The organism is Alkalihalobacillus sp. TS-13 (assembly GCF_019720915.1).
Lineage (GTDB): Bacteria > Bacillota > Bacilli > Bacillales > Fictibacillaceae > Pseudalkalibacillus.
Genome location: NZ_JAHKSI010000003.1, coordinates 133,387 through 157,597 on the forward strand (window position 1 = coordinate 133,387; position 24,211 = coordinate 157,597).

General features: G+C 38.8%; 22 protein-coding genes. 21 read left to right on the top strand and 1 reads right to left on the bottom strand.

Going from position 1 to position 24,211, the window contains the following annotated elements:
• Nucleotides 1-20 precede the first annotated feature (20 nt).
• From KOL94_RS19715 to KOL94_RS19800, 18 genes are all read left to right on the top strand, one after another.
• Nucleotides 21-1,229 (top strand): M20 family metallopeptidase, encoded by a 1,209-nt coding sequence (locus KOL94_RS19715; RefSeq protein WP_221568387.1) that lies wholly within the window; start codon nt 21-23, stop codon nt 1,227-1,229.
• A 132-nt stretch (nt 1,230-1,361) separates the two neighbouring features.
• Nucleotides 1,362-2,648, top strand: a complete 1,287-nt coding sequence (locus tag KOL94_RS19720; RefSeq protein ID WP_221568388.1) for a Zn-dependent hydrolase — start codon at nt 1,362-1,364, stop codon at nt 2,646-2,648.
• Nucleotides 2,649-2,961: 313 nt separating this feature from the next.
• A complete protein-coding gene (locus KOL94_RS19725) occupies nt 2,962-3,315 on the top strand; it encodes a bh protein (RefSeq protein WP_221568389.1) in 354 nt (117 codons plus the stop codon).
• A 140-nt stretch (nt 3,316-3,455) separates the two neighbouring features.
• Nucleotides 3,456-4,439, top strand: a complete 984-nt coding sequence (locus KOL94_RS19730) for a thiamine pyrophosphate-dependent dehydrogenase E1 component subunit alpha (RefSeq protein WP_221568390.1) — start codon at nt 3,456-3,458, stop codon at nt 4,437-4,439.
• Between the two features lie 13 nt (nt 4,440-4,452).
• Nucleotides 4,453-5,436 carry an alpha-ketoacid dehydrogenase subunit beta gene (locus KOL94_RS19735; protein WP_221568391.1) on the top strand — a complete coding sequence of 328 codons (984 nt, stop codon included), beginning with the start codon at nt 4,453-4,455 and terminating at the stop codon, nt 5,434-5,436.
• Between the two features lie 12 nt (nt 5,437-5,448).
• Nucleotides 5,449-6,786, top strand: coding sequence for a dihydrolipoamide acetyltransferase family protein (locus tag KOL94_RS19740; RefSeq protein ID WP_221568392.1), 1,338 nt, complete (start codon nt 5,449-5,451; stop codon nt 6,784-6,786).
• A 13-nt stretch (nt 6,787-6,799) separates the two neighbouring features.
• Nucleotides 6,800-8,197 carry a dihydrolipoyl dehydrogenase gene (lpdA, locus tag KOL94_RS19745; protein ID WP_221568393.1) on the top strand — a complete coding sequence of 466 codons (1,398 nt, stop codon included), beginning with the start codon at nt 6,800-6,802 and terminating at the stop codon, nt 8,195-8,197.
• A 47-nt stretch (nt 8,198-8,244) separates the two neighbouring features.
• Complete coding sequence (locus tag KOL94_RS19750; protein WP_221568394.1) at nt 8,245-9,189, top strand: sugar-binding transcriptional regulator; 945 nt, start codon at nt 8,245-8,247, stop codon at nt 9,187-9,189.
• Between the two features lie 217 nt (nt 9,190-9,406).
• A complete protein-coding gene (locus KOL94_RS19755) occupies nt 9,407-10,348 on the top strand; it encodes a sugar-binding transcriptional regulator (protein WP_221568395.1) in 942 nt (313 codons plus the stop codon).
• Nucleotides 10,349-10,607: 259 nt separating this feature from the next.
• A complete protein-coding gene (locus KOL94_RS19760) occupies nt 10,608-11,876 on the top strand; it encodes an NAD(P)H-dependent oxidoreductase (protein WP_221568396.1) in 1,269 nt (422 codons plus the stop codon).
• Between the two features lie 21 nt (nt 11,877-11,897).
• Nucleotides 11,898-12,323 (top strand): transcriptional regulator GutM, encoded by a 426-nt coding sequence (locus KOL94_RS19765; RefSeq protein ID WP_221568397.1) that lies wholly within the window; start codon nt 11,898-11,900, stop codon nt 12,321-12,323.
• A gap of 18 nt (nt 12,324-12,341) precedes the next feature.
• A complete protein-coding gene (gene srlA / locus KOL94_RS19770) occupies nt 12,342-12,887 on the top strand; it encodes a PTS glucitol/sorbitol transporter subunit IIC (RefSeq protein WP_221568398.1) in 546 nt (181 codons plus the stop codon).
• Between the two features lies 1 nt (nt 12,888).
• Nucleotides 12,889-13,890: a PTS glucitol/sorbitol transporter subunit IIB gene (gene srlE / locus KOL94_RS19775; protein WP_221568399.1), complete on the top strand. Its 1,002-nt coding sequence runs from the start codon at nt 12,889-12,891 to the stop codon at nt 13,888-13,890.
• Nucleotides 13,891-13,911: 21 nt separating this feature from the next.
• The gene (locus KOL94_RS19780) at nt 13,912-14,268 is read left to right on the top strand and encodes a PTS glucitol/sorbitol transporter subunit IIA (protein ID WP_221568400.1); all 357 of its coding nucleotides are present in this window, start codon (nt 13,912-13,914) and stop codon (nt 14,266-14,268) included.
• A 304-nt stretch (nt 14,269-14,572) separates the two neighbouring features.
• Nucleotides 14,573-15,940, top strand: a complete 1,368-nt coding sequence (locus KOL94_RS19785; protein ID WP_221568401.1) for a sigma-54 interaction domain-containing protein — start codon at nt 14,573-14,575, stop codon at nt 15,938-15,940.
• A 167-nt stretch (nt 15,941-16,107) separates the two neighbouring features.
• Nucleotides 16,108-17,379, top strand: a complete 1,272-nt coding sequence (locus KOL94_RS19790) for a hydroxymethylglutaryl-CoA reductase, degradative (protein WP_221568402.1) — start codon at nt 16,108-16,110, stop codon at nt 17,377-17,379.
• Between the two features lie 5 nt (nt 17,380-17,384).
• Entirely contained in the window at nt 17,385-17,654 is a 270-nt protein-coding gene (locus KOL94_RS19795) for a hypothetical protein (protein WP_311775197.1), read from the top strand.
• A 2-nt stretch (nt 17,655-17,656) separates the two neighbouring features.
• Nucleotides 17,657-19,015, top strand: coding sequence for a tripartite tricarboxylate transporter permease (locus KOL94_RS19800; RefSeq protein WP_221568404.1), 1,359 nt, complete (start codon nt 17,657-17,659; stop codon nt 19,013-19,015).
• Nucleotides 19,016-19,171: 156 nt separating this feature from the next.
• Here KOL94_RS19800 and KOL94_RS19805 read toward each other — a convergent pair whose 3' ends face one another.
• A complete protein-coding gene (locus tag KOL94_RS19805; RefSeq protein WP_221568405.1) occupies nt 19,172-19,534 on the bottom strand; it encodes a winged helix-turn-helix transcriptional regulator in 363 nt (120 codons plus the stop codon).
• A 125-nt stretch (nt 19,535-19,659) separates the two neighbouring features.
• Between KOL94_RS19805 and KOL94_RS19810 the strand changes: the two genes are divergently transcribed.
• The 3 genes from KOL94_RS19810 (at nt 19,660) to gshAB (ending at nt 24,030) form a co-directional block, all read left to right on the top strand.
• Nucleotides 19,660-20,775 (top strand): S-(hydroxymethyl)glutathione dehydrogenase/class III alcohol dehydrogenase, encoded by a 1,116-nt coding sequence (locus KOL94_RS19810; protein ID WP_221568406.1) that lies wholly within the window; start codon nt 19,660-19,662, stop codon nt 20,773-20,775.
• 4 nt (nt 20,776-20,779) lie between these two features.
• Nucleotides 20,780-21,613 carry an S-formylglutathione hydrolase gene (gene fghA, locus KOL94_RS19815; RefSeq protein WP_311775198.1) on the top strand — a complete coding sequence of 278 codons (834 nt, stop codon included), beginning with the start codon at nt 20,780-20,782 and terminating at the stop codon, nt 21,611-21,613.
• Nucleotides 21,614-21,756: 143 nt separating this feature from the next.
• Nucleotides 21,757-24,030, top strand: a complete 2,274-nt coding sequence (gene gshAB / locus KOL94_RS19820; RefSeq protein WP_221568595.1) for a bifunctional glutamate--cysteine ligase GshA/glutathione synthetase GshB — start codon at nt 21,757-21,759, stop codon at nt 24,028-24,030.
• The last annotated feature ends 181 nt before the right edge of the window (nt 24,031-24,211 follow it).

Here is a 24,211-nt window from a genome sequence, read left to right on the forward strand (position 1 = left end):
GAAAAGGGATGAATGATGTGATGGATGAATTATTTGCAAAATTGGAAGCGCAATATGAAGAGATGGTGGAGATCCGCCGCCACCTCCACCAAAACCCGGAGCTTTCTTTTGAAGAAGTGGAAACGCCGAAGTTCATCGCTGCGTACCATGAAAAACTAGGGCATGAAGTCCGGACAGGAGTCGGTGGACGAGGCGTAGTTGCGAAGCTGAAAGGTGGGAAGCCTGGAAAGACGGTCGCACTTCGCGCAGATTTCGATGCACTTCCGATCCAGGAGGAAAACGATCTGCCATACAAATCAAAAGCGGATGGTAAGATGCATGCCTGCGGACACGATGGACATACAGCAACATTGCTTGGTCTTGCGAAAGCATTGAACAGCGTGAAGGAAGAGCTAGAGGGGACAATCGTCTTCATCCACCAGCATGCGGAAGAATTGCAGCCTGGCGGGGCAATTGCGATGATCGAGGATGGCTGTCTTGAAGGTGTTGATGTTATTTTCGGGACACACCTCTGGGCAACCAGTCCTCTCGGTGAAATCGGCTACCGTACAGGGCCGTTCATGGCGGCGGCAGACCGGTTCACGATCAAGATCCAGGGAAAAGGAGGCCATGGAGCACAACCGCACCGTACAAAAGATGCAGTCGTGATCGGGGCTCAGGCGATCACGAACCTTCAACAGCTCGTCAGCAGAAGGGTCGATCCCCTTGAATCTGCAGTCGTTTCGGTCGGGGCGTTTGAAGCGATCAATGCTTTCAACGTTATTGCGGATTCGGTGAAATTGACAGGCACGGTGAGGACATTTGATGAAGACGTACGTGACCTGCTCGAAAATGAGATTGAGAGAGTGGTTAAAGGGACGTGTATCGCATCAGATGCAGAATACACCTATAACTACGTGAGGGGCTATCCGGCTACCGTCAATCATCCTGAGGAAACGGAATTAGTCGCCAGCATCGCAGGGGCAGTCCCTGGTGTGACGGAAGTGAAAGAAGTACCACCAGAAATGGGGGCAGAGGATTTCGCTTATTATCTGCAACACGTGAAAGGAACGTTCTTCTTCACAGGTGCTCAAAACCCAGATTGGGATGTGACCTATCCACATCATCACCCGAAATTCAATATCGACGAACGCGCCTTATTAGTGGCAGCGAACACACTTGGAGCAGCGACCTTAACTTATTTGAAGCAGGGAAGCGCGCATGTGAACCAACAAGCAAGAGTCAAATAAGAGCGTTGTAGGGGATCGGTCCTTTTGAGCCTCCTCTTTTCCAATTGTCCAGATAATTTGAAACTTTGTCCAGAAAACTTGGAGTTTTGTCCAGATAATGAAAATGCACAAATTTTGAAAAAGGAGGCTGACATGTTACAACAACTGCTATCAGACTACGATTCTAGCTTGAGTCATTCAGGAGTAAATGGAGAACGGCTTGCAAATCGTTTGGAGGAACTCTCTAGCATTGGCTGTACTTCAGAGAACGGTTCTTATCGTCTCGGTTTTTCCGCAGAAGAGCGACAGGCGAAGGAACTCGTGAAAAAGTGGATGACTGAAGCGGGTCTTACCGTCAAAGAAGATAGAGCCGGAAACGTATTTGGGAGGAAAGAAGGGCAGAACAATTTACCTGCCATCTTATCTGGATCACATGTTGACAGCGTGCCAATTGGTGGCCATTTTGACGGTCCGCTCGGCGTACTTTCCGCCCTTGAAGTAGCACAAGCCTGGAAGGAAACTGGATATGTTCCAGAGCGTCCGTTTGAAGTCGTCATTTTTTCAGATGAAGAAGGATCCCGGTTCAATGGCGGATTGACTGGGAGTACAGCATTCGTTGGAGAACTGGATCTCGAACGTCAGCGCGCCATGACGGATAAAGATGGCTTATCATTTGAACAAGTTCTCGAAAAGGTCGGATTATCCATCGAAACCATTGCAGAGGCGAAACGAAATGCTGAAGAGGTCGCACTATTTGTGGAAGTTCATATCGAGCAGGGTAAACGTCTTGAGAAAAATGATCTGCCGGTTGGAATCGTAACAGGAATCGCGGGGCCGGTCTGGCTAGAATTCACTTTTGATGGGGAAGCAGGCCATGCTGGGAACACACCGATGAATGACCGAACAGATGCACTTGCCGCTGCCAGTTCTTTTATCGGAAAAGTCCAGGAACTTCCGGAGACGATGAGTGACTCAGCTGTCGCTACAGTGGGAAAACTCAATGTCTATCCGAATGGCGTCAATGTCATTCCTGGACAGGTGAAGCTGTATGTGGATGTTCGGGATATTCATGAAGAAACACGCGATCAGCTCATAAATAAGATACTAGAGGCTGCCGAGGTTATTATGGGTCAAACCGGTGTGGACGTGACCTGGAAAGAAATGATACGAAAGCAACCTGTCCCGATACGAAAAGATTTGCAGGATCTTTTCAGTAAAGCGGTAGAAGCGAATGGAATCGAACCATTCTTTTTACCGAGCGGGGCGGGACATGATGCGATGATCGTCGGCAGACACATTCCAGCTGCGATGCTTTTTGTAAGGAGTCAGGATGGAGTCAGCCACAACCCGGCAGAATGGTCTTCTCTGAACGATTGCATACAAGGCGTACACGTATTGAAGACATTCCTTGAACGAAGTATGGATGAACTACCTGAATAGCGTGTCGAAAAAAGAAAGCGGACTATAGTCGTCCTCCAGACGAGTTATGTCGCAAATGTGTTGTAGAACATCCGGTGTTTTACTCCATATTTGCGATTTTTCATGTCGAAACGCAAAAATTGTGTTTAAAATCAGGGTGATAAATCTGGAAGATAAAGGTATCAACAAAACTCTATCGGTATAATAAATTTATGAATATGAAATATTATTACTAATACCATTGAAAATTTGTTAAAATTAAGAAAAATCAGTTTTATAATTAGGGTTATTTTTCGAATAAAACTAGTTGAAAGTATTTAAGGAGAGGAAAAAAATGAAAAGAAGTGAAATGGATTTCGAACTTTTCTGTATCCACTGTAAAGAAGATGTAGATCACCATTTTACGTACATCAATGGAGAAATATCTCAGATTCGATGTAATCAATGTGGGCAGGTACTAGAGATAAAAATGGATTTGAAAAAGAAACTTTCAAGTGAACTATATGATAAAATCGCTCGAAAACCTAAAAGGTTAACTGAAGAATATAAAGAGGATTTTCGGAAGTTTATCTTTTCGATTCCATTTAGAATTGTGAAAAAACCATATTCTGTTTATAGATATATAAAAGATACAAGAGAAGTATTCAGTGAACACAATAAAATTATCAAGAAGAAAGAAAAAAAATAACCTAAATTACGCCATATACAAACAGAGCTTCCTTTAAAAGGAGGCTCTTTTTTATGTTTGATTACTTGACTAAAAAAGTAATACATAATATGCTTTTACAAAAGTAACACATATGAACAAATGTAAAAGGAGGAGAAGTGATGTATAAAACTCTTAACCTACCGGCACATATTGATACGGGTAAATTAATTGAACTTTATAAGCAAATGTGGCTGATAAGATACTTTGATGAAAAGGTCGACCAATTTTTTGCTAAAGGGATGATTCATGGAACGACACATTTATGCGTTGGACAAGAAGCTTCCGCTGCTGGTTCAATCGCTGCATTGCAAAAAGAAGATAAAATTACAAGCACGCATAGAGGGCATGGTCATTGTATTGCAAAAGGTGCGGAAACAAACAGAATGATGGCGGAATTATTCGGTCGTGAAACAGGATATTGTAAAGGAAAAGGTGGATCAATGCATATTGCCGATCTTGAAAAAGGAAATCTTGGAGCAAACGGAATCGTCGGAGGGGGGATTCCTCTGGCGGTTGGTGCTGGATTGACTTCCAAAATGAAGCAAGAAGGATATGTTGTTCTCAGCTTTTTCGGAGATGGTGCAAGCAATGAAGGGAGTTTTCATGAATCTGTGAATTTGGCGTCAATATGGAAGTTACCGGTTGTATTCATTTGTGAAAACAACCAATACGGCATGTCCGGCCCGGTGAAAGAAATGGTGAACGTCGATAATATCGCCGAGCGTGCACCTGCGTATGGTATCCCGGGTGAAGTAGTAGATGGCAATGATGTGATCGAAATCATCAATACAGTCTATGATGCGGTGGAAAATGCTCGAGCTGGTAATGGCCCATCACTGATTGAAGTAAAAACATACCGATGGAAAGGTCATTCCAAAAGTGATGCTAAAAAATACCGTACTAGAGAAGAAGAAATGACTTGGAGAGAGAAAGACGCAATCAAGCAATTTAAAGATTTGCTAATTAAAGAACAAATTTTCACAGAAGACACTGCTGAAAAACTTCGAACAGAAGCCAAACAAGAAATAGAGGATGCTGTGGCGTTCGCCGAAAACAGTCCTGAACCGGCCATTGGTACTTTACTAGAAGATGTCTATGCGTAAGGGGGAGAAAAAAATGAGGGAAATTACCTACCTAGAAGCAGTTCGAGAAGCAATGAGCCAAGAGATGAGGAAAAATGAAAATGTTTTTATTCTGGGTGAAGATATTGGTGTGTATGGTGGAGCTTTTGGGGTAACTCGTGGAATGATAGAAGAGTTTGGTGCTGAACGTGTCCGCAACACACCAATTTCAGAATCAGCGATTGCCGGAGCAGCGGTAGGTTCCGCACTTACTGGTATGAGACCAATCCTTGAATTGCAATTCTCGGACTTTATCACGATAGCAATGGATCAATTAGTGAACCAAGCAGCGAAGCTTAGGTATATGTATGGTGGAAAAGGAACTGTTCCTATGGTTTTACGAACTCCTGCAGGATCTGGTACAGGGGCAGCTGCTCAGCATTCTCAAAGTTTAGAAGCTTGGATGACCCACATTCCTGGATTGAAAGTCCTCCAACCCTCTACGGCTTATGATGCAAAAGGATTGTTGAAAGCAGCTATTGATGATGACAATCCTGTTATATTCTATGAACATAAATTGCTTTATAAAACGAAAGGTGATGTTCCAGAAGAGGAGTACTCTATTCCGATAGGTAAAGCGGATATAAAACGGCAAGGGAACGATGTAACGATCATAGCTACCTCCCTAATGGTGAAGAAAGCACTAGAAGCAGCTGCTGAACTTGAAAAAGAAGGAATTGATGTTGAAGTTGTTGACCCACGTACACTTGTACCCCTTGATGAAGAGACCATCATTGAATCTGTGAAAAAAACAGGCAGAGTTGTAATTGTTCATGAAGCCGTTAAACGTGGTGGATTTGGCGGGGAAATTGCAAGCGTCATTTCTGAAAGCGAAGCATTCGACTATCTTGACTCACCGATCAAAAGGTTAGGTGGCTTGCCAATTCCGATTCCATATAATCCAAACTTGGAAAAAGCCACTGTCCCCCAAGTAGACAATATCATCGATTCGATAAAAGAAGCGGTTCGTTTCAAATAGGGAGGGATGAAAATGGCAAAGGAAATCTTTATGCCAAAGTTGAGTAGTACGATGGAAGAGGGGACTCTTTTGCAATGGCTCAAGGAGGAAGGTGATCCTGTAGATATTGGAGAGCCCCTTTTCGAAATCATGACCGACAAAATCAATATTGAAGTTGAGGCCTATGATGAAGGTGTACTATTAAAAAAATACTACAAGGTTGATGATGAAATCCCGGTAAATCAAATTATTGGTTATATAGGGGAAGAAAACGAAGAACTACCAGCTGAGTCACCAGGATTAACCTCGGATAATTCCTCTCCTACTGAAAGCGAAAAGCAACCAGAGAAGGAAGGGTCGAATAAGCAAACGAATTCGGATACTCAATTTGATAAAAAGGTGCGTGCTACCCCTGCAGCAAGAAGGATAGCAAGAGAGCAAGGGGTTAAGTTGTCCTCTGTTGACGGAAGCGGACAAAATGAAAGGATTCATCAGCGTGATGTCGCTCAATATCTTGAAAATGAAAAAACGGAAAAAGGGATCACTCCGCTTGCTGAGAAAATAGCCAACAACGAAAACATAGAAATTGATAATATTACAGGAACAGGCGTACACGGAAAAATTGTGAAGGATGATGTCATAGCAGCTATTGAAGGAAAAGACCACACGCCTGAAATGGAGGTTACCAAGAGTAGGAAACTAGCAGGTATACGTAAAGTGGTTGCTGAGAATATGCAAAAAAGTGTCAATACTGCCCCCCATGTCACACTTACAAGTGATATTGATATGACTAAAGTGAAAGAATTACGCTCTCAGCTCCTTCCAACAATTGAAAATCAAACCGGGTTCCGCTTGTCCTATACAGAAGTGATTGTAAAAGCGGTAGGATCAGCTTTATCTCTTCATCCTAATGTCAATACGTCATTGGTTGAAAATGAAATCGTATTTAATGAGCGTGTGAACATTGGTTTAGCCGTATCAGTAGATGATGGCCTTATGGTTCCAGTAATAAAGGATGTAAACGAAAAGAGTTTATCAATATTGACAACGGAAGCTAAAGAAATGGGACAACTAGCTCGTGAACAAAAATTAAAAGCAGAGAAAATGAAGGGTGCGACTTTTACTGTCAGTAATTTAGGAATGTATGCCATCGATGCATTCACCCCAATTATCAATTTACCTGAGACAGCTATATTAGGGATTGGAAGGATTCAGGATAAACCAGTCGCTATTGATGGTACGATTGAGATCCGTCCGATGATGGTCGTAAGTTTGTCATTTGATCACCGGACTATTGATGGAGCGCCGGCAGCTGAATTTTTAACTGAACTAAAATCGATTTTGGAAAATCCTTTTAAACTTTTAGCATAGGTGGTGAAATACCGTGACAAAAACATACGATATCGCTGTTGTTGGGGGCGGTCCTGGCGGATATGTCGCAGCATTGCATGCAGCCAAACTAGGAAAGAAAGTCGCTCTTGTCGAAGTGACTTTCCTAGGTGGGACGTGTTTGAACAAAGGTTGTATCCCTTCCAAAACTCTTTTGAAACATGCTGAAGTGATTGAATCGATCCATAAAGCGGAAGAGTGGGGTATTGAAACGGGTAATTTAACCTTTTCTTTAGAAAAAATGATAAAAAGGAAAGATGATGTTATTCAGCGTCTACGTAATGGGATTTCCTTTTTATTGAAACAAGGGAAAATTGATGTATATGAAGGCTTTGGCCGAATTGAACAGGATAATCGTATCCAGATCGACGCAGAGCAAAACAATCAAACAATCAATGCTGAAAATATCATCATAGCTACAGGATCAATTCCTGCGGTACCCCCGATAGAAGGATTAGATACTGTTACTTTTGATACGAGTGATACGATATTTGATATCCCTGATATTCCAAAGTCTCTCACTATCATTGGAGGTGGGGTGATCGGTGTTGAATTTGCTTGTATTTTTGCCAGTTTAAATGTGGAAGTTACATTGATTGAAATGGAGGATCGACTCCTTCCAGGTGAAGACAGGGATGCCTCAAAGCTATTAGCAAATGAGCTGAGGAAAAAAGGTGTCAAACTTCTTTTAAATACCAAAGTAGACTGTGTCCACCAAGCAGGTGCCTACAAAACTGTTAATTGTACAGATGATGGAGATAATGAACATGTGATTGAAACTGAAACTTTGCTTGTAAGTGTTGGCCGAAAGCCTAACCTATCAGCCGTTGCAAATTTGAACCTCCTTAAAGACGGACCGTTCATAAAGGTGAATGAACAATTGGAGACAAACCTGCCGAACATTTATGCTGTAGGCGATGTGATTGGTGGATATCAACTTGCCCATGTTGCAAGTGCTGAAGGAATAGTAGCAGCAAATAACGCTGCGGGAGGAAGCGATCAGATCGATTATAAAGTTATACCGCGTTGTATATACACACTTCCAGAAATCGCAAGTGTTGGTATAACCGAAGAGGAAGCACGGACAAAAGGGATTGTATATAAAACAGAACGATTTGATTTATCTGGAAACGGAAAAGCCATTGCAGAAGGACATACAAGTGGATTTTCAAAAATCATATATGAAGAAAAATTCGGTGAAATAATAGGTGTAATCATGGCAGGACCTCATGTTACTGAAATGATATCAGAGGCCTCAGCCTTCATGTATTTGGAAGGGACAATAGAGGAAGCAGCTAAAATGATCCATCCACATCCATCTGTTTCTGAATCATTTTTTGAGAACGCCTCTTCTATTTACAATAAAATGAAACAGCAAGATGTACTTGTCTAACAGTAGATTGCTATAATCAAAAGGAGTATTAAAAAGGGCGGGATCACATGTTAAGTTGGGAAGAAAGACGTCAAATGGTGAAGGTCGCTACCCTGTATTATTTTGAAGGTTTGACACAAGATCAAATTGCAAAAAAAGTAGGGGTTTCAAGACCAATAATTTCCAAGTTATTACAAAAGTCAAAAGATACAGGAATCGTAGAAATATATATTAAAGACGAAAGTGCTCATACTGTTGAATTGGAGCAAAAGCTGGTTAAAAAATTTGCTCTTAAAGACGCAATCGTCATCCCTACTTCCGGATCTTCTCCTGAAAGCAGTAAACGAGCTGTAGCTAGAGCAGGTGCATACTATCTTTCAAGAAACTTAAAAGGTGTTAAAAATCTTGGAATTTCATGGGGAAGTACTTTAGCAGAATTAGTTGCACAATTTCCTTATATACGGAGAGAGGATATTAAAATCATCCCATTAGAAGGAGGGATGGGTAGACAATATGTTGAAATCCATGCAAATCAATTAGCGTATGAACTCGCTAAAAAGTTGAACGGAAAGTGTTCATATTTGTATGCGCCAGCAATTGTGGAAACAAAAGAGCTAAAAGAGCGATTGATGGAGATGCAAGACATAGAAGCCGTACTACAAGAAGGAAGAAATGTTGATAAGGCACTGATCGGTATAGGTAATCCATTTGAAAATTCTACCCTTGAGAAGATCGGCTATCTTAAAAAAGAGGATTTGGATAGCCTTCGAGAGGTTGGAGCTGTGGGTGACATCGGGTTTCGTTTCTTTAATCAAGCAGGAAAACCGATTCAGCATCCACTTAACGATAAAGTGATCGGAGCCTCTTTGGAATTATTGAAAAAAATCAAAGAAGTCATTGTAGTAGTAGAAGGGGAACATAAGCTGGACAGTGTATTCGGGGCATTAAAAGGTAACTACATAGATGTCCTTGTCATAGATGAGTTTACAGCCTCTTCTTTAATCGATAAATAAATTCAATAAGCATACTGGCCATACTTTTTATATGCTAAAAGTATGGTTTTTTGTATTGTTTCAATGTCATTTGACTGTTTTTTTTATTTCGCTTACTCTGAGTATATTGATAAACAAATGATATAAGCCGTAACAAATGCAAGGTAAATATTAGAAATCAACGCATTGACCAGTTGGTATACATACGGATTTTCATAAGAAAGAAGAGGATATGTGAATGGCTATTCTAGAAGATAGAAGATTATTAGTTAAAATCGCCCATATGTATTATGAAGAAGGGGAAACCCAGTCACAAATCGCTTCCAAAATTGGGGTGAGCCGTTCATTGATTTCCAAGTATCTTGCAAAAGCAAGAGAAAAAGGGATTGTGGAAATAATTATTCATGACGAAGGAGACCAAAAATTCAGAAGGTTGGAAAGTGAAATCGAGAAGAAATACGGATTAAGAGAAGTGGTCTGTATAGAAAACATTGAATACGAATCTTCAAAAAAGCGATTAGGAAATGCAGCGAGCCAGTATTTATTAAGAGCTATAAAAGAAGATTCGGTACTGGGTATATCTTCTGGGACTACCCTGAATGAAGTTGCAAAATCATTATCTACGAATAAGCGGTATCCTTCTGCCACAATTGTTCCATTGGTCGGTGGCGTTGGTAATGAACGGGTCGACATCCATGCGAATAGCCTTGTAGCTAGAATAGGCGAGGTGTTGAATGCTGATTATGAACTGTTACATGTTCCGGTAATGGTTGATAGTAAAGAAGCAAAAGAAGTAATGATGAGACAGCCTTCAGTTCAAAAAGTATTTCGCTTAGCCGAAAAATGTGATATTGCTATTGTTGGTATAGGAGGAACACCTGAACATTCTACAATGGTAAAATCATATTTAGGACACCAAAACAAAGATGTTTTTATGAACACTAAAGTTGTCGGAGACATTTGTTATAATTTTATCGATAAAGACGGAAGAGCGACTAACTCATCCTGGAATGAACGTGTTATGGCGCTTAATCTTGAAAAGTTAAAACATATCCACCTGGTGATTGGTGTTGCTTCTGGGGCAGAGAAGGTAAATTCAATAAAAGCAGCATTAAAAGGAAAGTTGATTGATGTGCTCGTCACAGATGAAGCAACCGCTATAGCGATTACAAAAGAATAAACTCAATAACAAACAAAAGCTTTAGATCCCAAATCTAAAGCTTTTTTTATTTTGGAAAACGGCTATTACATTATTTGACATATAATTTAAATATTCAAAATAGATTGACAATTTTCATGTTTTATTTTATACTGAGACACAAATAACAAATGGTAAAAAACGTGACATATGTTACTGGGTATTTAAAACAATTCACCTGATTACTGAAAAGAAAACTTTGAATCCAATATTAGAGTTAAATGTTAGGGAGGAAATAATGATGTCAATTTATCAACAGCTACAACAGCGAGAAGATAATAACCTTCCAATAAAGGTGGGGGTAATTGGAGCTGGACAGATGGGTTTCGGCATGATTGCACAAATTACCCAGATTCCAGGGATGAGTGTTACTGGTATTTGTGATGTAAATGTAAAAGCTGCTAGCCAAGCTAGAGACTATTACAACACTAAATCAGGGAATACAGGATCATTCATAGTATCAAATGATCTCAAGGAGGTTATTCAATCAACTGAGGTTGATGTGGTGGTAGATGCCACTGGAGTTCCTGAAGTGGGAGCAAATATTGCATTAGAAGCATTACGCTCAAAAAAACATCTTGTTTTGTTAAATGTGGAAGTCGATATTACGATAGGTTCTGTAATGCACCAAATGTTTACTAACGCCGGTCTAGTATATACAGGTTCAGCAGGTGATGAACCAGCAGCAACTTTAGAGTTATATGAATTTGCAAAAACCATGGGAATGGAGGTATTAGTTGCAGGAAAGGGAAAAAACAACCCCTTTATCCCTACTGCTAATCCACATACGTGTGCTAATGAAGCCAACCAAAAAAATATGAGCGCCCATATGCTTGCAGCTTTTCAAGATGGTACAAAGACAATGGCAGAAATGAATCTTCTAAGCAATGCTACAGGTTTAGTTCCTGATAAAGTTGGAATGCATGGAGTAGAAGCGGATGTTCAGAACGTTGCAGATATTCTAAATGTAAAAGAAAACGGGGGTGTTCTTAATCAATTCGGAATCGTGGATTACGTGCATGGATTAGCCCCAGGTGTATTTGTGATTGTGAAAAGTGACCTAGAACCGGTCACAGAAGAACTTCGCTATCTGAAAGTGGGCAAGGGGCCTCATTATACATTTTATCGTCCTTATCATTTAGCAAGCTTGGAAACCCCTATTACAATAGCAAAGGCAGTGATTCAAAATGCCTCTTCTATTCAACCACTAGGAGGACCGATTTCAGAAACAGTTACTGTAGCTAAACGTGATATTAATGCAGGTGATAAATTAGATGGAATTGGGGGTTATTCCGTACGTGGCGTAATTGAAACCCATCAGGAAATGAGGCGTAACGGGCATATCCCAATTGGAATGATAAGTGGACAGATAGTAGCAAAAAAGAATATCAAATCTGGGCAGTTTTTGACATTAGATGATATTGAATTAGATCCAAATACGACGGTTTGGAAATTAAGATCGCTTCAAGACCAATTATTCCCTGAACCAATATTTGAATATGTAAAATAAATACAGAAGGAGGGGTAACCTATGAATTTTGCAATTATTATGTGTGCAATTTTAGTTTCACATTTTGCGTTATCACTATTTCAAATTCATTATTATCGTAAAAGCGTGGACAAAATTGTTAGCGGTTACAAAAAGAAAGAAGGATACCATTTGTTTTCTGGGATGGAAAGACGAAAGTTCCGTCCCGGTGCTATTGCCGTATTAATTGTAGATGAAAAATATATAGTTCAAGAATGTCAAATTCTCGGAGGAATTTCTGTTTTATCTAAATTCAAAGAAATAAAAAAATATAAAGGTATCCATGTCGGTAAACTCTTGGATAATGTCCATAAGGATAATATTCCAAGTGGAAAAGCAAAAAAAGCTTCTGCTATTAATCAAGCCCTTTCAAGGGCTTCAGAGAATGCATTACTTTCAATTTCAAAGAAGAAGATTTCGTCGATTTAGAAAGGAGTGTAAATTTCTATGGAATGGATCAAATGGTTCGGTGAACATTTTATTGGAATGTTCAATGCCGGTGGAAAAACATTCATGGATTTGCTGACTGGGATTGTCCCGACTCTAGTAGTCTTGCTTACTTTTACGTATGCCCTCATGAAATTCATTGGAGAAGAACGCGTTAATCGATCGATTCGATTTGCCTCTAAATATATGGTATTGCGTTATACAGTTATGCCTGTACTATCAGTACTGGTTTTAACAAATCCGATGGCGTATACATTTGGCAGGTTTCTGCCAGAAAGGCAAAAACCTGCTTTTTATGATTCTGCTGTATCATTTGTCCACCCAGTTACTTCTTTATTCCCGTACGCTAATGCCGGGGAACTGTTCGTCTATTTAGGTATTGCTAATGGATTGAAGGAAGCGGGTTATTCAATCTCTGAACTCGCTGTACGTTACTTTTTAGTTGGAATCGTTATTATATTAATGCGAGGTGTGGTGACAGAGTTGATCACCACTTACCTAATCAAAAAGAACAAAATGAAGGGTCTAACGGAAGGGGGGGATTAGAATGGCTTACCGAGCTGTTTTTGTATCAAAAGGTCCAGATGGATGGGGTAAAGGGCTTCATATTGAACCTACCGGTAAAAAAACAAAAGTTGTATCAATAACCGGAGGAGGTATTCATCCAGTTGCTAAAAGAATAGCAGAGTTAACTGGTACAGAAGCAATTGATGGATTTCGGAATTCAGTGCCTGAAGATGAGATGATGTGTGTAGTTATTGATTGTGGAGGAACTGCGAGAATTGGTCTATATCCCATGAAGGGGGTCCCTACAGTCGATATCCTATCCTCATCCCCTTCAGGTCCACTTGCGAAACATATTACTGAAGATATTTTTGTCTCTGGTGTAACAGAAAACGAAGTGGCTTTTGCAGAAAACACATCAGAGCAACAAAAAGACACTGAGCCGGAATTTGATACAAAAGATAAAGAAGCTTTTAAAGAAAACTACGAGCAGTTAAAGAAGGATAATCTAGATAATAGTGAAAACTTTTTGATGCGATTTTCAAGAGGAATTGGAAAAGTGACGGGTACTTTGTATCAGGCAGGTCGTGACTCTGTTGATATGCTGATCAAAAACATTATTCCATTCATGGCTTTTGTCAGTATGTTAATTGGTATAATTAATTACACGGGTATTGGTGATTTGATTGCAAATTCCTTATCTCCTCTAGCAAGTTCACTATGGGGATTAATTCTCATTGTGATGATATGTACATTGCCTTTCTTATCACCAGTTCTTGGCCCAGGAGCTGTCATCGCACAAGTAATCGGTGTTTTAATAGGAAGTCAAATTGCCATGGGGAATATCCCACCTCAGTTTGCATTACCAGCTTTGTTTGCGATTAACGGACAGGTAGGTTGTGATTTTATTCCAGTCGGCTTATCTCTTGGAGAAGCCAAGCCAGAAACAGTCCAATATGGTGTGCCAGCCGTGCTATACAGCAGATTGATCACTGGTGTTTTGTCGGTTGTAATAGCATATTTTGCAAGCTTTGGAATGTATTAAACTTATGATGGAGGAGTTATTATGTCAACGACTATTGTAAAAGAAATTGGAGCACTGGTCCCTACTTTTAAAGAAGATAAGATTGTTATTTTATTTGGTCCGCAAGCCCCTGAAGAAATTAAAGAAATGTCTATTATACATGAATTTGAACACCATTCTGAAGAACCCTTACAAGAAGGTGGTACAATCGAATTCGATAATCAAGTATATACAATTACTGCGGTAGGGACAAAAGCTAATGAAAATCTGCGGGAACTAGGCCATATTTCGATTTATTTCCATAGTCCCCCAGAAGATATTTTGCCAGGTTCTGTATTTGTTAGCCCGCATAATTTTCCTGATTTTAATGAAGGAACATTGATTAAATTTAAGTCATAGGTAAAGAATTTAGTTATTATGGAACAAGCAGCCTTTTCGCTGCTTGTTTTTTTATCATTATCTGGCACGGGTAAATCGTAGTAACCTGGAAAAAAGAAACCGGACTTTAGTCGTCCTCAGACGGTTATGTAGGGGAAATGTGTTATAGAAGATTTGTTGTTCTTCTCCATATTTGAAGGAGGTTTATTTTTTTGTACAAAAATAAGTCGTTTTACAAGAACTATTTAACAATTCAAAAAACCTAAATAGGAATCTCTATTTAATTATAGAAATGACTATTAAGTTAGAAAAGGAGGTCATAGGTATGATAGGGAATCAACCGACGATGGAATATAAACTTGTCCTCGATCACATGCATGAAGGGGTAATCATTATAGATTCAGAAACGAGAGTGCTTTATGCTAATAAATCCTATTATGAAATTCTTGGTATTTCCGTCGATAGCATTCACAATAAGCCATTAAAAGAAAGCCAGCCAAATGCCAGGATCATAAAGGTTTTAGAAACAGGAACCCCTGTTATCAATTCTGAATTTCTAGTTGATACAACTAGTATAAGAGTGGTAGCGAACATCATCCCCATAAAGATTGAAGGTAAAATTTCTGGAGCTGTATCAGTTTTCAGAGATGTAACGGAAGTAACCGAATTAACCACCGAATTAGAAAGATTGAAAGGTTATACCAAATATCTAGAAGAAGAATTGATGAACCAGAAAGAAAGGAAGTTGTTTAACGGATTAGTAGGCAGTGATGAAAAAATACAGATGGTGATGGAAAAGATTAATAAGGTGGCAATTACAGATACTACGGTTCTCATTACAGGAGAGAGTGGGACTGGTAAGGAAGTCGTTGCAAATTCAATCTATAATATCAGTTCTAGATATGGAAAACCATTCATCAAGGTAAACTGTGCTGCTATTCCTGAATCTCTCTTGGAAAGTGAATTTTTCGGATATGAAGAAGGTGCTTTTACCGGTTCAAGAAAAGGAGGGAAAATCGGAAAATTTGAACTTGCTAATACGGGGACAATATTCTTAGATGAGATCGGTGAAATGCCCCCCAGCTTACAAGCAAAATTACTCCGAGTCCTGCAGGAAAGAGTTATTGAAAAGATAGGGGGTACCTCTTCACTAAGAATCGACGTACGCATCATAGCCGCTACAAATGCAAACTTAAATGACCTTGTGGTGAAAAGGAAGTTTAGGGAGGACCTTTATTATAGACTGAATATTTTTCCGATTGATCTCCCTCCTTTAAAAGAACGTCAAACTGACATTTTACCGTTAGCTTTACAATTCTTAAAGGAATTCTGCAAGGAGCATAAAAAACAGCTTTCTTTTTCAGCGGAAGTCCAACATGTATTTAAATCTTATCAGTGGCCAGGAAATATTCGGGAGTTAAGAAATGTAATTGAATATGCTGTCATAATGTGTGAAAAAAGCGGAAGGATTACATTGGACATGCTTCCCGATTATTTAAATAATTCAAACCAAATGACTAACAATATGGAAACAGACAACATCCTGCTGTATAAGCAATTTAAGCAAATTGAAGAAAAGGCGATAAGAGAAGCATTGATCAAAACGAAAGGGCACCGGTCAGATGCAATGCAATTATTAGGTTTAAGTCGGAAAAAATTTTATAAAAAAATAAATGAGTATGGGATTTTTTAGCTTTACTTTGTTTCCTTTCGTTACAGGTGTTTCGATCAGAAACATGAGAACGCTTCCATTATGTATCGATATGAAACAATTTATCAGAAAAATGGAAAAAATCACATCGTTTCAAGGCTGAAAAGTTGGCACGTTTCTTGCTTTATATAAAAGCAGGAGGTGCAAACATGAATTCTGAGATAAGTAAGTTTTACCAGATGGAATTGAAAGAACGGCAAGAATGGATGGAAAATCAAGCGGGGTTACTTTCTGCTGAAACATTATTATTTGAAAACTTCGGCTCACTTGGAGCAGATCTATCTGATCAATTGATTGAAAATACAGTAGGTGTTATGGAGGTACCGCTCGGTGTTGCTGTGAATTTCAAAGTAAACGGAAAGGATGTATTGGTTCCTATGGCAGTGGAAGAATCATCGGTAGTAGCTGCTGCAAGCCATGGAGCTAAATTAGCACGGAATACAGGTGGATTTAAAGCTACTACCTCTGAGTCAGCGATGTTTTCTCAAATACAATTGATCGGGATCTCTGATTTATATGGAGCCAAAATGAAAATATTGGAAAATAAAGCTGACTTATTAGAGCTTGCAAGAAAACAAGATCCTACTCTCGATAAGCTGGGTGGAGGTCCATGTGATCTGGTAGTGAGAATTCTTGATAAAGGTTATCACAACATGCTTGTCGTCCACTTGGTTGTGAATACTCTGGATGCTATGGGAGCTAATGCTGTAAATACGATGGCGGAAAGCATCTCTCCTGAACTTGAGCGAATAACAGGCGGAAAAGGATTGTTAAAAATTGTATCCAATCTAGCTGATAAACGCTTGGCAAGAGCAAGGTGTGTAATCAGGAAAGAGGATCTGATTGGTGAAGAGGTCATTGACCGTATCATCAGTGCCTATCATTTTGCGGCACAGGATCCTTACAGAGCTGCCACTCATAATAAGGGAATCATGAATGGAATAAGTTCAGTCATCCTCGCTACAGGTAATGATACCAGAGCGGTTGAAGCTGGGGCACATGCTTATGCAGCTCGCTTTGGTCAATATACTTCATTATCTACTTGGGAGAAGGATAAGAATGGTAATTTGGTAGGGACGTTGGAACTGCCAATGGCAGTCGGCATCATTGGAGGAGCGACTTCAATCCATCCTAAAGCTAAAGCAAATTTAAAATTGATGGATGTAACTAAATCAATTCAACTGGCCGAAATCATTGTATCTGTAGGGTTAGCACAAAATTTAACGGCTCTGAAAGCACTTGCAACGGATGGAATACAAAAAGGGCATATGAAATTGCATGCTAAAAATATTGCCATGATGGCTGGAGCAGATGGATCACAAGTTGACATGATAGCTGGCCAACTAGTGAAAGAAGGCAATGTCAAACTAGATCGGGCACAACAGATACTAGAACAATTTTATTTAAAGAAAAGGGAGTGAAAATGATGCCAGAATTAGAGACGAATACGAATCAGCCTAAAATAGAAACAAAAGAACAAAATGTTGAAGTTTGGGAAGATTTAGTAAGTATCAAAGACCTTGTATTATCTCTTATCATCTGTAGTGTCACAACACTTGGGGGGTACTTAGTCGCTCCGGCTGAACCCCCGAAACCATTGATTTTCGGTTTGTTGGGAGCTCTATTAGGTTTCATTGTCTGCAGTTTCATCATCAAACCTAAAAGAGCCTTCAATTACGAAGATAGGGAGGAGTAGTCATGGATGTTACTTTAATTTTACAAATGATTGTTGCAGCTGCATTAGGCGCTACCATATATACGATTATCGGGATAGCACCAGGTACAGACGAAACAGCTGTATTAGCACCTGTAACACTTGTCCTTGTATTAACAGGCTTTCATCCAGTGGTCATCCTTTCGTTTTTCATTGCCTCGATTGTTGAAAAGAAATTGACTGATTCCATACCTGTCGCTGTAGCAGGAATTCCCGGGGGTGTAATGGCAGCCCCCATGGTCGAACATGCAATGATTTTAAAAAGGCATGGAGTGCCAGATTTAAGTATTCGTAAAATGGCATCAGGATCGGTGATCGGTACATTAGTAGCCGTACCTGTCAGCCTGATTTTGGCAAAAGCTCTGATTCCCTTGTCGGATGTCATCACACAATATGCCAGTCCGATATTTTTTGCTGGAGCGGTCTTTTTAGCTTTGATGTGTAAAAATAGATGGCTAGCATTAGCAACGATTGTTCCTTTTGCACTTCTGATACAAGGTTTACGTCACCTATACTGGGGTGTAGGAGCTGTTCCAGAAGGAACGACAGTCTTCATTTCTTTTTTCCTTGGTATAACCATTGGTCCAGTCATTTTAACATTATTTGAACTTTTGAATAAGGAGAAAAGGGAGAAACTTAATCGCTTCGGGATAAAAGAAATCAAACTTTATAAGACAAAAATTGAAAAAGGTATGCCAAACCCGTTTAAAATCCTTGATAAAAAGGAAGTTGGAACAAGCTCTTTTGCTGCACTCCTTGGAAGTATGACCTTTTTTATGAGTCCAGTCGGAATGACCATATTTCTAGGGGAGACTTTGTCAAGTCGAATAAAGGATCCGGTCAAAAAAGCTTCCAGAGCAATTTCAAGTATGGATGGTTTAACAAATGCTGCCTATATATCAGGTACTCTAATCCCTTTAATCGCTTTAGGAGTCCCTTTATCTCCAATGGCAATCGGTCCAGCAAATGCCCTGTTTAATGCACCACCAGTATTGACATTGGAAAACAATTTGCATCACTTATTGTCTACATCTGACTTTGTTTGGGCAACCCTCATTGGTGCTGTTATAGCTTTGTTATTGACCTTCTATGTAACTATCAAATATTCTCAGCAAATATGTGAATTTGTTTTCAAAAGGGTACCCCACGAAGCCATGTTAGGGTTATTCTTTGGATTGGTTTTAATGTTAGCATTCATGGATGCTGGATGGATTAATATTGCAGGTGTCTTACTGGTTGGTCTAGTTGCAGGTGTACTTCACAGATGGGGAATTAATTATGGCGTACAGTTTATGGTATTATATTCTGCTCCTTGGCTTGTTAGCAAAATCGTTGGCGGATGAATCATTATCAATATCTTTATTATAATAGAAAGTCGAAACAAGAAAGCGGACTATAGTCAGGAAAAAGGATTCCCAAATGATCGTTTGGGAACATTCAAAAAGCCACGAAACGCCTTCATACCAGCGTTTCGTGGCTTTCATTTTCAGAACCGTTTGTTATTCAACTGATATTTTATCAGTATTTTCTTCCAAAAATGCTCTAAAATTATCTCCCCAATCACAAATGGAAGTTACAACGGGTTCTAGAAGTAAACCAATTTCACTTAGTTGATACTCCACTTTAGGAGGTACAACCGGGTATACAACTCTAGTAATGATTTTATCTTCTTCTAATTCCCTTAATTGTCTAATTAACATACGTTGATTGACATCGGGAAGGTATTTTTGTATTTCACTTAACCTTAATGGAGACTGTTGGAGCAAACACCATATAATTGCTATTTTCCAGCGTCCACCTATCACCGATAAAGCCAAATCTTTGCTAGTGAAAAAAGTTTTTTCTTTATAGGATATCTCCATATAATACCTTCCATTTCTCTGTTGTTATTTTGTCTTTAGTGACAAAAATGTCAGTATTGTCTAATTAATTATAATCTGTGATTATGGAAATGTAAATTAGAAAACAAAAGAAAGAAGGGATTCATTTGAAAAGTAGAGCTGCTGTTGCATTTAAACCAGGAGAACCACTTCAAATTGTAGAAATCGATGTAGAAGAACCAAAAGCAAAAGAGGTATTAGTAAAAATACTGTATACATCCGTCTGTCATACAGATGCTTTTACCTTATCAGGTGATGATCCCGAAGGCGTATTTCCTGCTGTACTAGGTCATGAAGGTGCTGGTGTTGTCGTTGCTGTAGGGGATGAAGTTACTTCAGTAAAACCAGGGGACCATGTTATTCCACTATACACGGCTGAATGTGGAGAATGTAAATTCTGTCGTTCTGGTAAGACCAACTTATGTAGTGCCGTACGAGAAACTCAAGGTAAAGGCTTAATGCCTGATGGAACCACTCGTTTCTCTTATAATGGAGAGCCTATTTATCATTACATGGGAACAAGTACATTTAGTGAATATACAGTCGTTCCTGAAATCTCTTTAGCAAAAATTGACCCAGAAGCTCCACTTGATAAAGTTTGTCTATTTGGATGCGGTGTTACTACAGGGATTGGCGCTGTACACAACACAGCAAAAGTGGAAGAAGGAGCTGTGACAGCCGTATTTGGTTTAGGAGCGATTGGATTAGCTGTTATTCAAGGATTGGTTCAAGCGAAAGCAAGCCGAATTATTGCTGTAGACTTAAATGATGATAAGTTTGAATTAGCTAAAAAAATGGGAGCCACAGATTTTGTAAATCCTTCTAAATTTGATAAACCCATTCAAGAAGTCATCATTGAAATGACAGATGGCGGAGTAGATTATAGCTTTGAGTGTGTTGGAAATGTTGAAGTCATGAAGTCTGCCCTTGAATGTTGTCATAAAGGTTGGGGCGAAAGCACGATTATCGGTGTAGCAGGAGCAGGTAAAGAGATTCATACTCGTCCGTTCCAATTAGTAACGGGTCGGGTATGGCGCGGTTCAGCCTTTGGAGGAGTAAAAGGAAGATCGCAGCTGCCAGGAATGGTTGAAGATTATATGAATGGTGAAATCGATTTAGATTCGTTTATCACACAGCACCTAGACTTTAAAGACATTAATGAGGCATTTGATTTGCTTCATAAGGGTGAGTCAATCCGTGCGATTTTAACCTATGGAGAGTGAGAAAGTGAGCTATAAACTTATTGAAAAACATCGCTCTTTCGGCGGGGAACAATGTAAGTACAGTCATTATTCAGAAGTCTTACAATGTGAAATGACATTTAGTATCTACTTGCCATCAAATAAAGAAATGAAAAAAATCCCTCTTATTTGGTGGCTGTCTGGTTTAACTTGTACAGACGATAATTTTAGTCAAAAAAGTGGATTTCAAAGATTGGCTGAAAAATATCAAGTGGCCGTCATGATTCCAGATACTTCACCACGTGGAGAACATGTTGCTGATGATGAAGCATGGGACCTTGGACAAGGTGCAGGTTTTTATTTAAATGCCACACAAGATCCATGGGCAAAGCATTATATCATGTATACGTATATAGTAGATGAATTAACAGCTATTGCATCAACTTTGGTCCCTCATTTTTCAGGAGAAGAAAGCATAATGGGCCACTCAATGGGAGGTCATGGCGCTTTAGTGATTGGCATGAAAAATAAAGCAAGATTCAAAGCGATTTCTGCCTTTTCTCCTATTTTAAGTCCTAGTAGTGTCCCATGGGGAATAAAGACTTTTTCCTCTTATTTAGGTGAAGATAAAGCATCTTGGAAAGAATGGGATGCTTCAGAATTGGCCAAAGAAGCCGACATGCCACCTATTCTCATTACGCAAGGAACACAAGATGAGTTTTATCCAAAACAATTAGATGAAACTTGTTTCTTAAAGAATGCTCAGGAAAATAAGGGAGTAGTTAACTACAATAAGGTTCAAGGGTATGATCACAGCTATTTCTTTATTTCTACTTTCTTAGAGGAACATTTCGCTTTTCATATGGAGTACTTAAGATAAATTCTTTTTTACGAAAAATATCCACATTGTAATTGAATGTGGATATCTTTCGATAATTGCATGTTGTTGTATTTTAAAGTTTATTATCTGAAAATAAAAAATGGTTTGAAGAAGGGGTGAGCTAATTGGGGGTTATCATTAAAATGGATTTAAAAAAAATGGTAGTCAATGACCGTGTTAAACCATACTTATTAAAAGCCCGTTATGGGATTGAAAAAGAAAGTAAACGAGTTGACTTATCCGGAAATTTAGCTGAAACGGATCATCCTAAAAGTATTTCGTTTCGAGATGATCATCCGTATATTCAGCGGGATTTTTCAGAATTACAGATGGAAATAATCACACCTGTTACCGAGACATTAGAGGAACTGTTTAATTACTTAGCAGCGATCCATGATGTCGCTTATCGTTCTATGGGTATTAATGAAATGCTTTGGCCATTAAGTATGCCGCCACAGTTACCAGAAAAAGAAGAAAATATTGTGATTGCAAAATTGAAAAGTGTGGAAAATGTTTTATATCGCCAAACTTTATCGCATTCTTATGGCCGTCGTAAACAAATGATTTGTGGTGTTCATTTTAACTTTGAATTTGGCGATGAGTTAATTCAAGTGTTATTTAACGCACAATCGGAAATTAAAGATTATCGGCATTTTAAAACAGAGATTTATCTAAAAGCCACAAGAAACTATTTACACTATCGATGGTTATTCACTTATTTTTATGGAGCTTCTCCTAGTAGTGAAAAGAATTTTTTTGAAGAAGATTCTTTGAATGAGGCAGTAAGAAGCATTCGAAGCAGTAAATATGGTTATACTAATTCTGATGATGCTCAAGTGTCATATAGTAGCATACAGAACTATCTTTCAGACCTTTCTTCTATGGTTAAAAGAGGGCTTCTATCAGAAGAAAAAGAATTTTATTCACCTGTCCGTTTAAGAGGCGGACATCATGTTTCAGATCTAGCAGATCACGGTATTAGGTATATTGAATTGCGAAATATAGATTTAAATCCTTTTGAACCGTATGGAATTGGCTATGAACAAGCAGAATTTCTCCATCTTTTCTTAATTTATTTACTCTGGAAAGATGAAGGGGAAAATTGTGATGAGTGGGTAAAAATGGGCGACTTTTACAATGATATAGTAGCTCTTGAGCACCCATTAGAGCATACAAAATTTGAAATAGAAGCTAAAAATATGATTGAGGAGATGGAACATTTAGCAGCAATTTTAAATTTGACTATTTCAGATACGTTATTTGTTCATCTGAGAGAAATGCTAATGGACCCAAGTAAGACTTTAGCTGGAAGACTTTATAAAGAAAGTGAGAAAAGCAGTCAAGGTCAAGTAGCTACGTGTATTGCTAAAAAAAATTATAAAAAATCATGGGATAAGCCCTATCAATTAACAGGATTTACAGACATGGAGTTGTCCACTCAGATTTTAATGTTTGAATGCATACAGCAAGGAATCAAGGTAGAAGTTTTGGATCGACAGGCTCAATTTTTGAAGCTTCAATTAAAAGATCATGTTGAATATGTGAAAAATGGGAATATGACAAGTAAAGATAGCTATGTATCCACTTTAATTATGGAAAATAAAACCGTAACAAAGAAAATTCTTCAGCAACATGGATTCCGTGTGCCGAAAGGTGAGGAATTTCAGACAATCGAACAGGCTTTACGTTCCTATGATCTCTTTTCCACCAAACCTTTTGTTGTGAAGCCGAAAACAACAAACTATGGATTAGGAATATCGATCTTCAAAGAAGGCGCAAATTACGAAGATTATCAAAAAGCCATCACATTAGCATTTAAAGAAGACTCTTCTATATTAATCGAAGAATTTATTACAGGAACAGAATATCGATTTTTTGTGTTAAATAATCAAGTTTATGCTGTTTTATTAAGAGTTCCTGCGAATGTTGAAGGTGACGGTAAACATACAATTGAAGAGTTAGTCATGCAAAAGAATCGTGACCCGTTAAGAGGAAGAGATCATAGGACACCTTTAGAAAGTATACAATTAGGTGAATTGGAGAACCTTATGCTTAAAGCTCAAGGATACCGAATGGATTCGATTCCAGAGAAGGATGAAATCGTCTATTTGCGTGAAAACTCTAATATTAGTACAGGTGGAGACTCGATTGATGTGACAGATCAAATTCCTGATGATTATAAAAAAATAGCAGTGGATGCGGTATCCGCACTTGGAGTTAAAATTTGTGGTATTGATTTAATTATTGAAAATACAGAAGTTCCTGCAGCTAATAAAAATGCTTACGGAATTATTGAAGCCAACTTTAATCCATCGATGTATATGCATATCTATCCATATAAAGGAGAGTCTCGACGTTTAACGATGCATATCATACATTATTTATTCCCTGAACTATTGCAAAGTCAGTCAAATTAGGGTACCACAATAGTGTGGAAGAATCTGATATGGAAGGTATTACGGCCTTCCGTAATGAATACGACATTCCAACGGGTTCCTGGTTTCATCTTTACTAATGGTGACACATTAACAGTGAAATGCGATTCATCCATGCCAGAAGAAGAAATCAAAGCTTTATGAATAAATAATTTAATTTCAA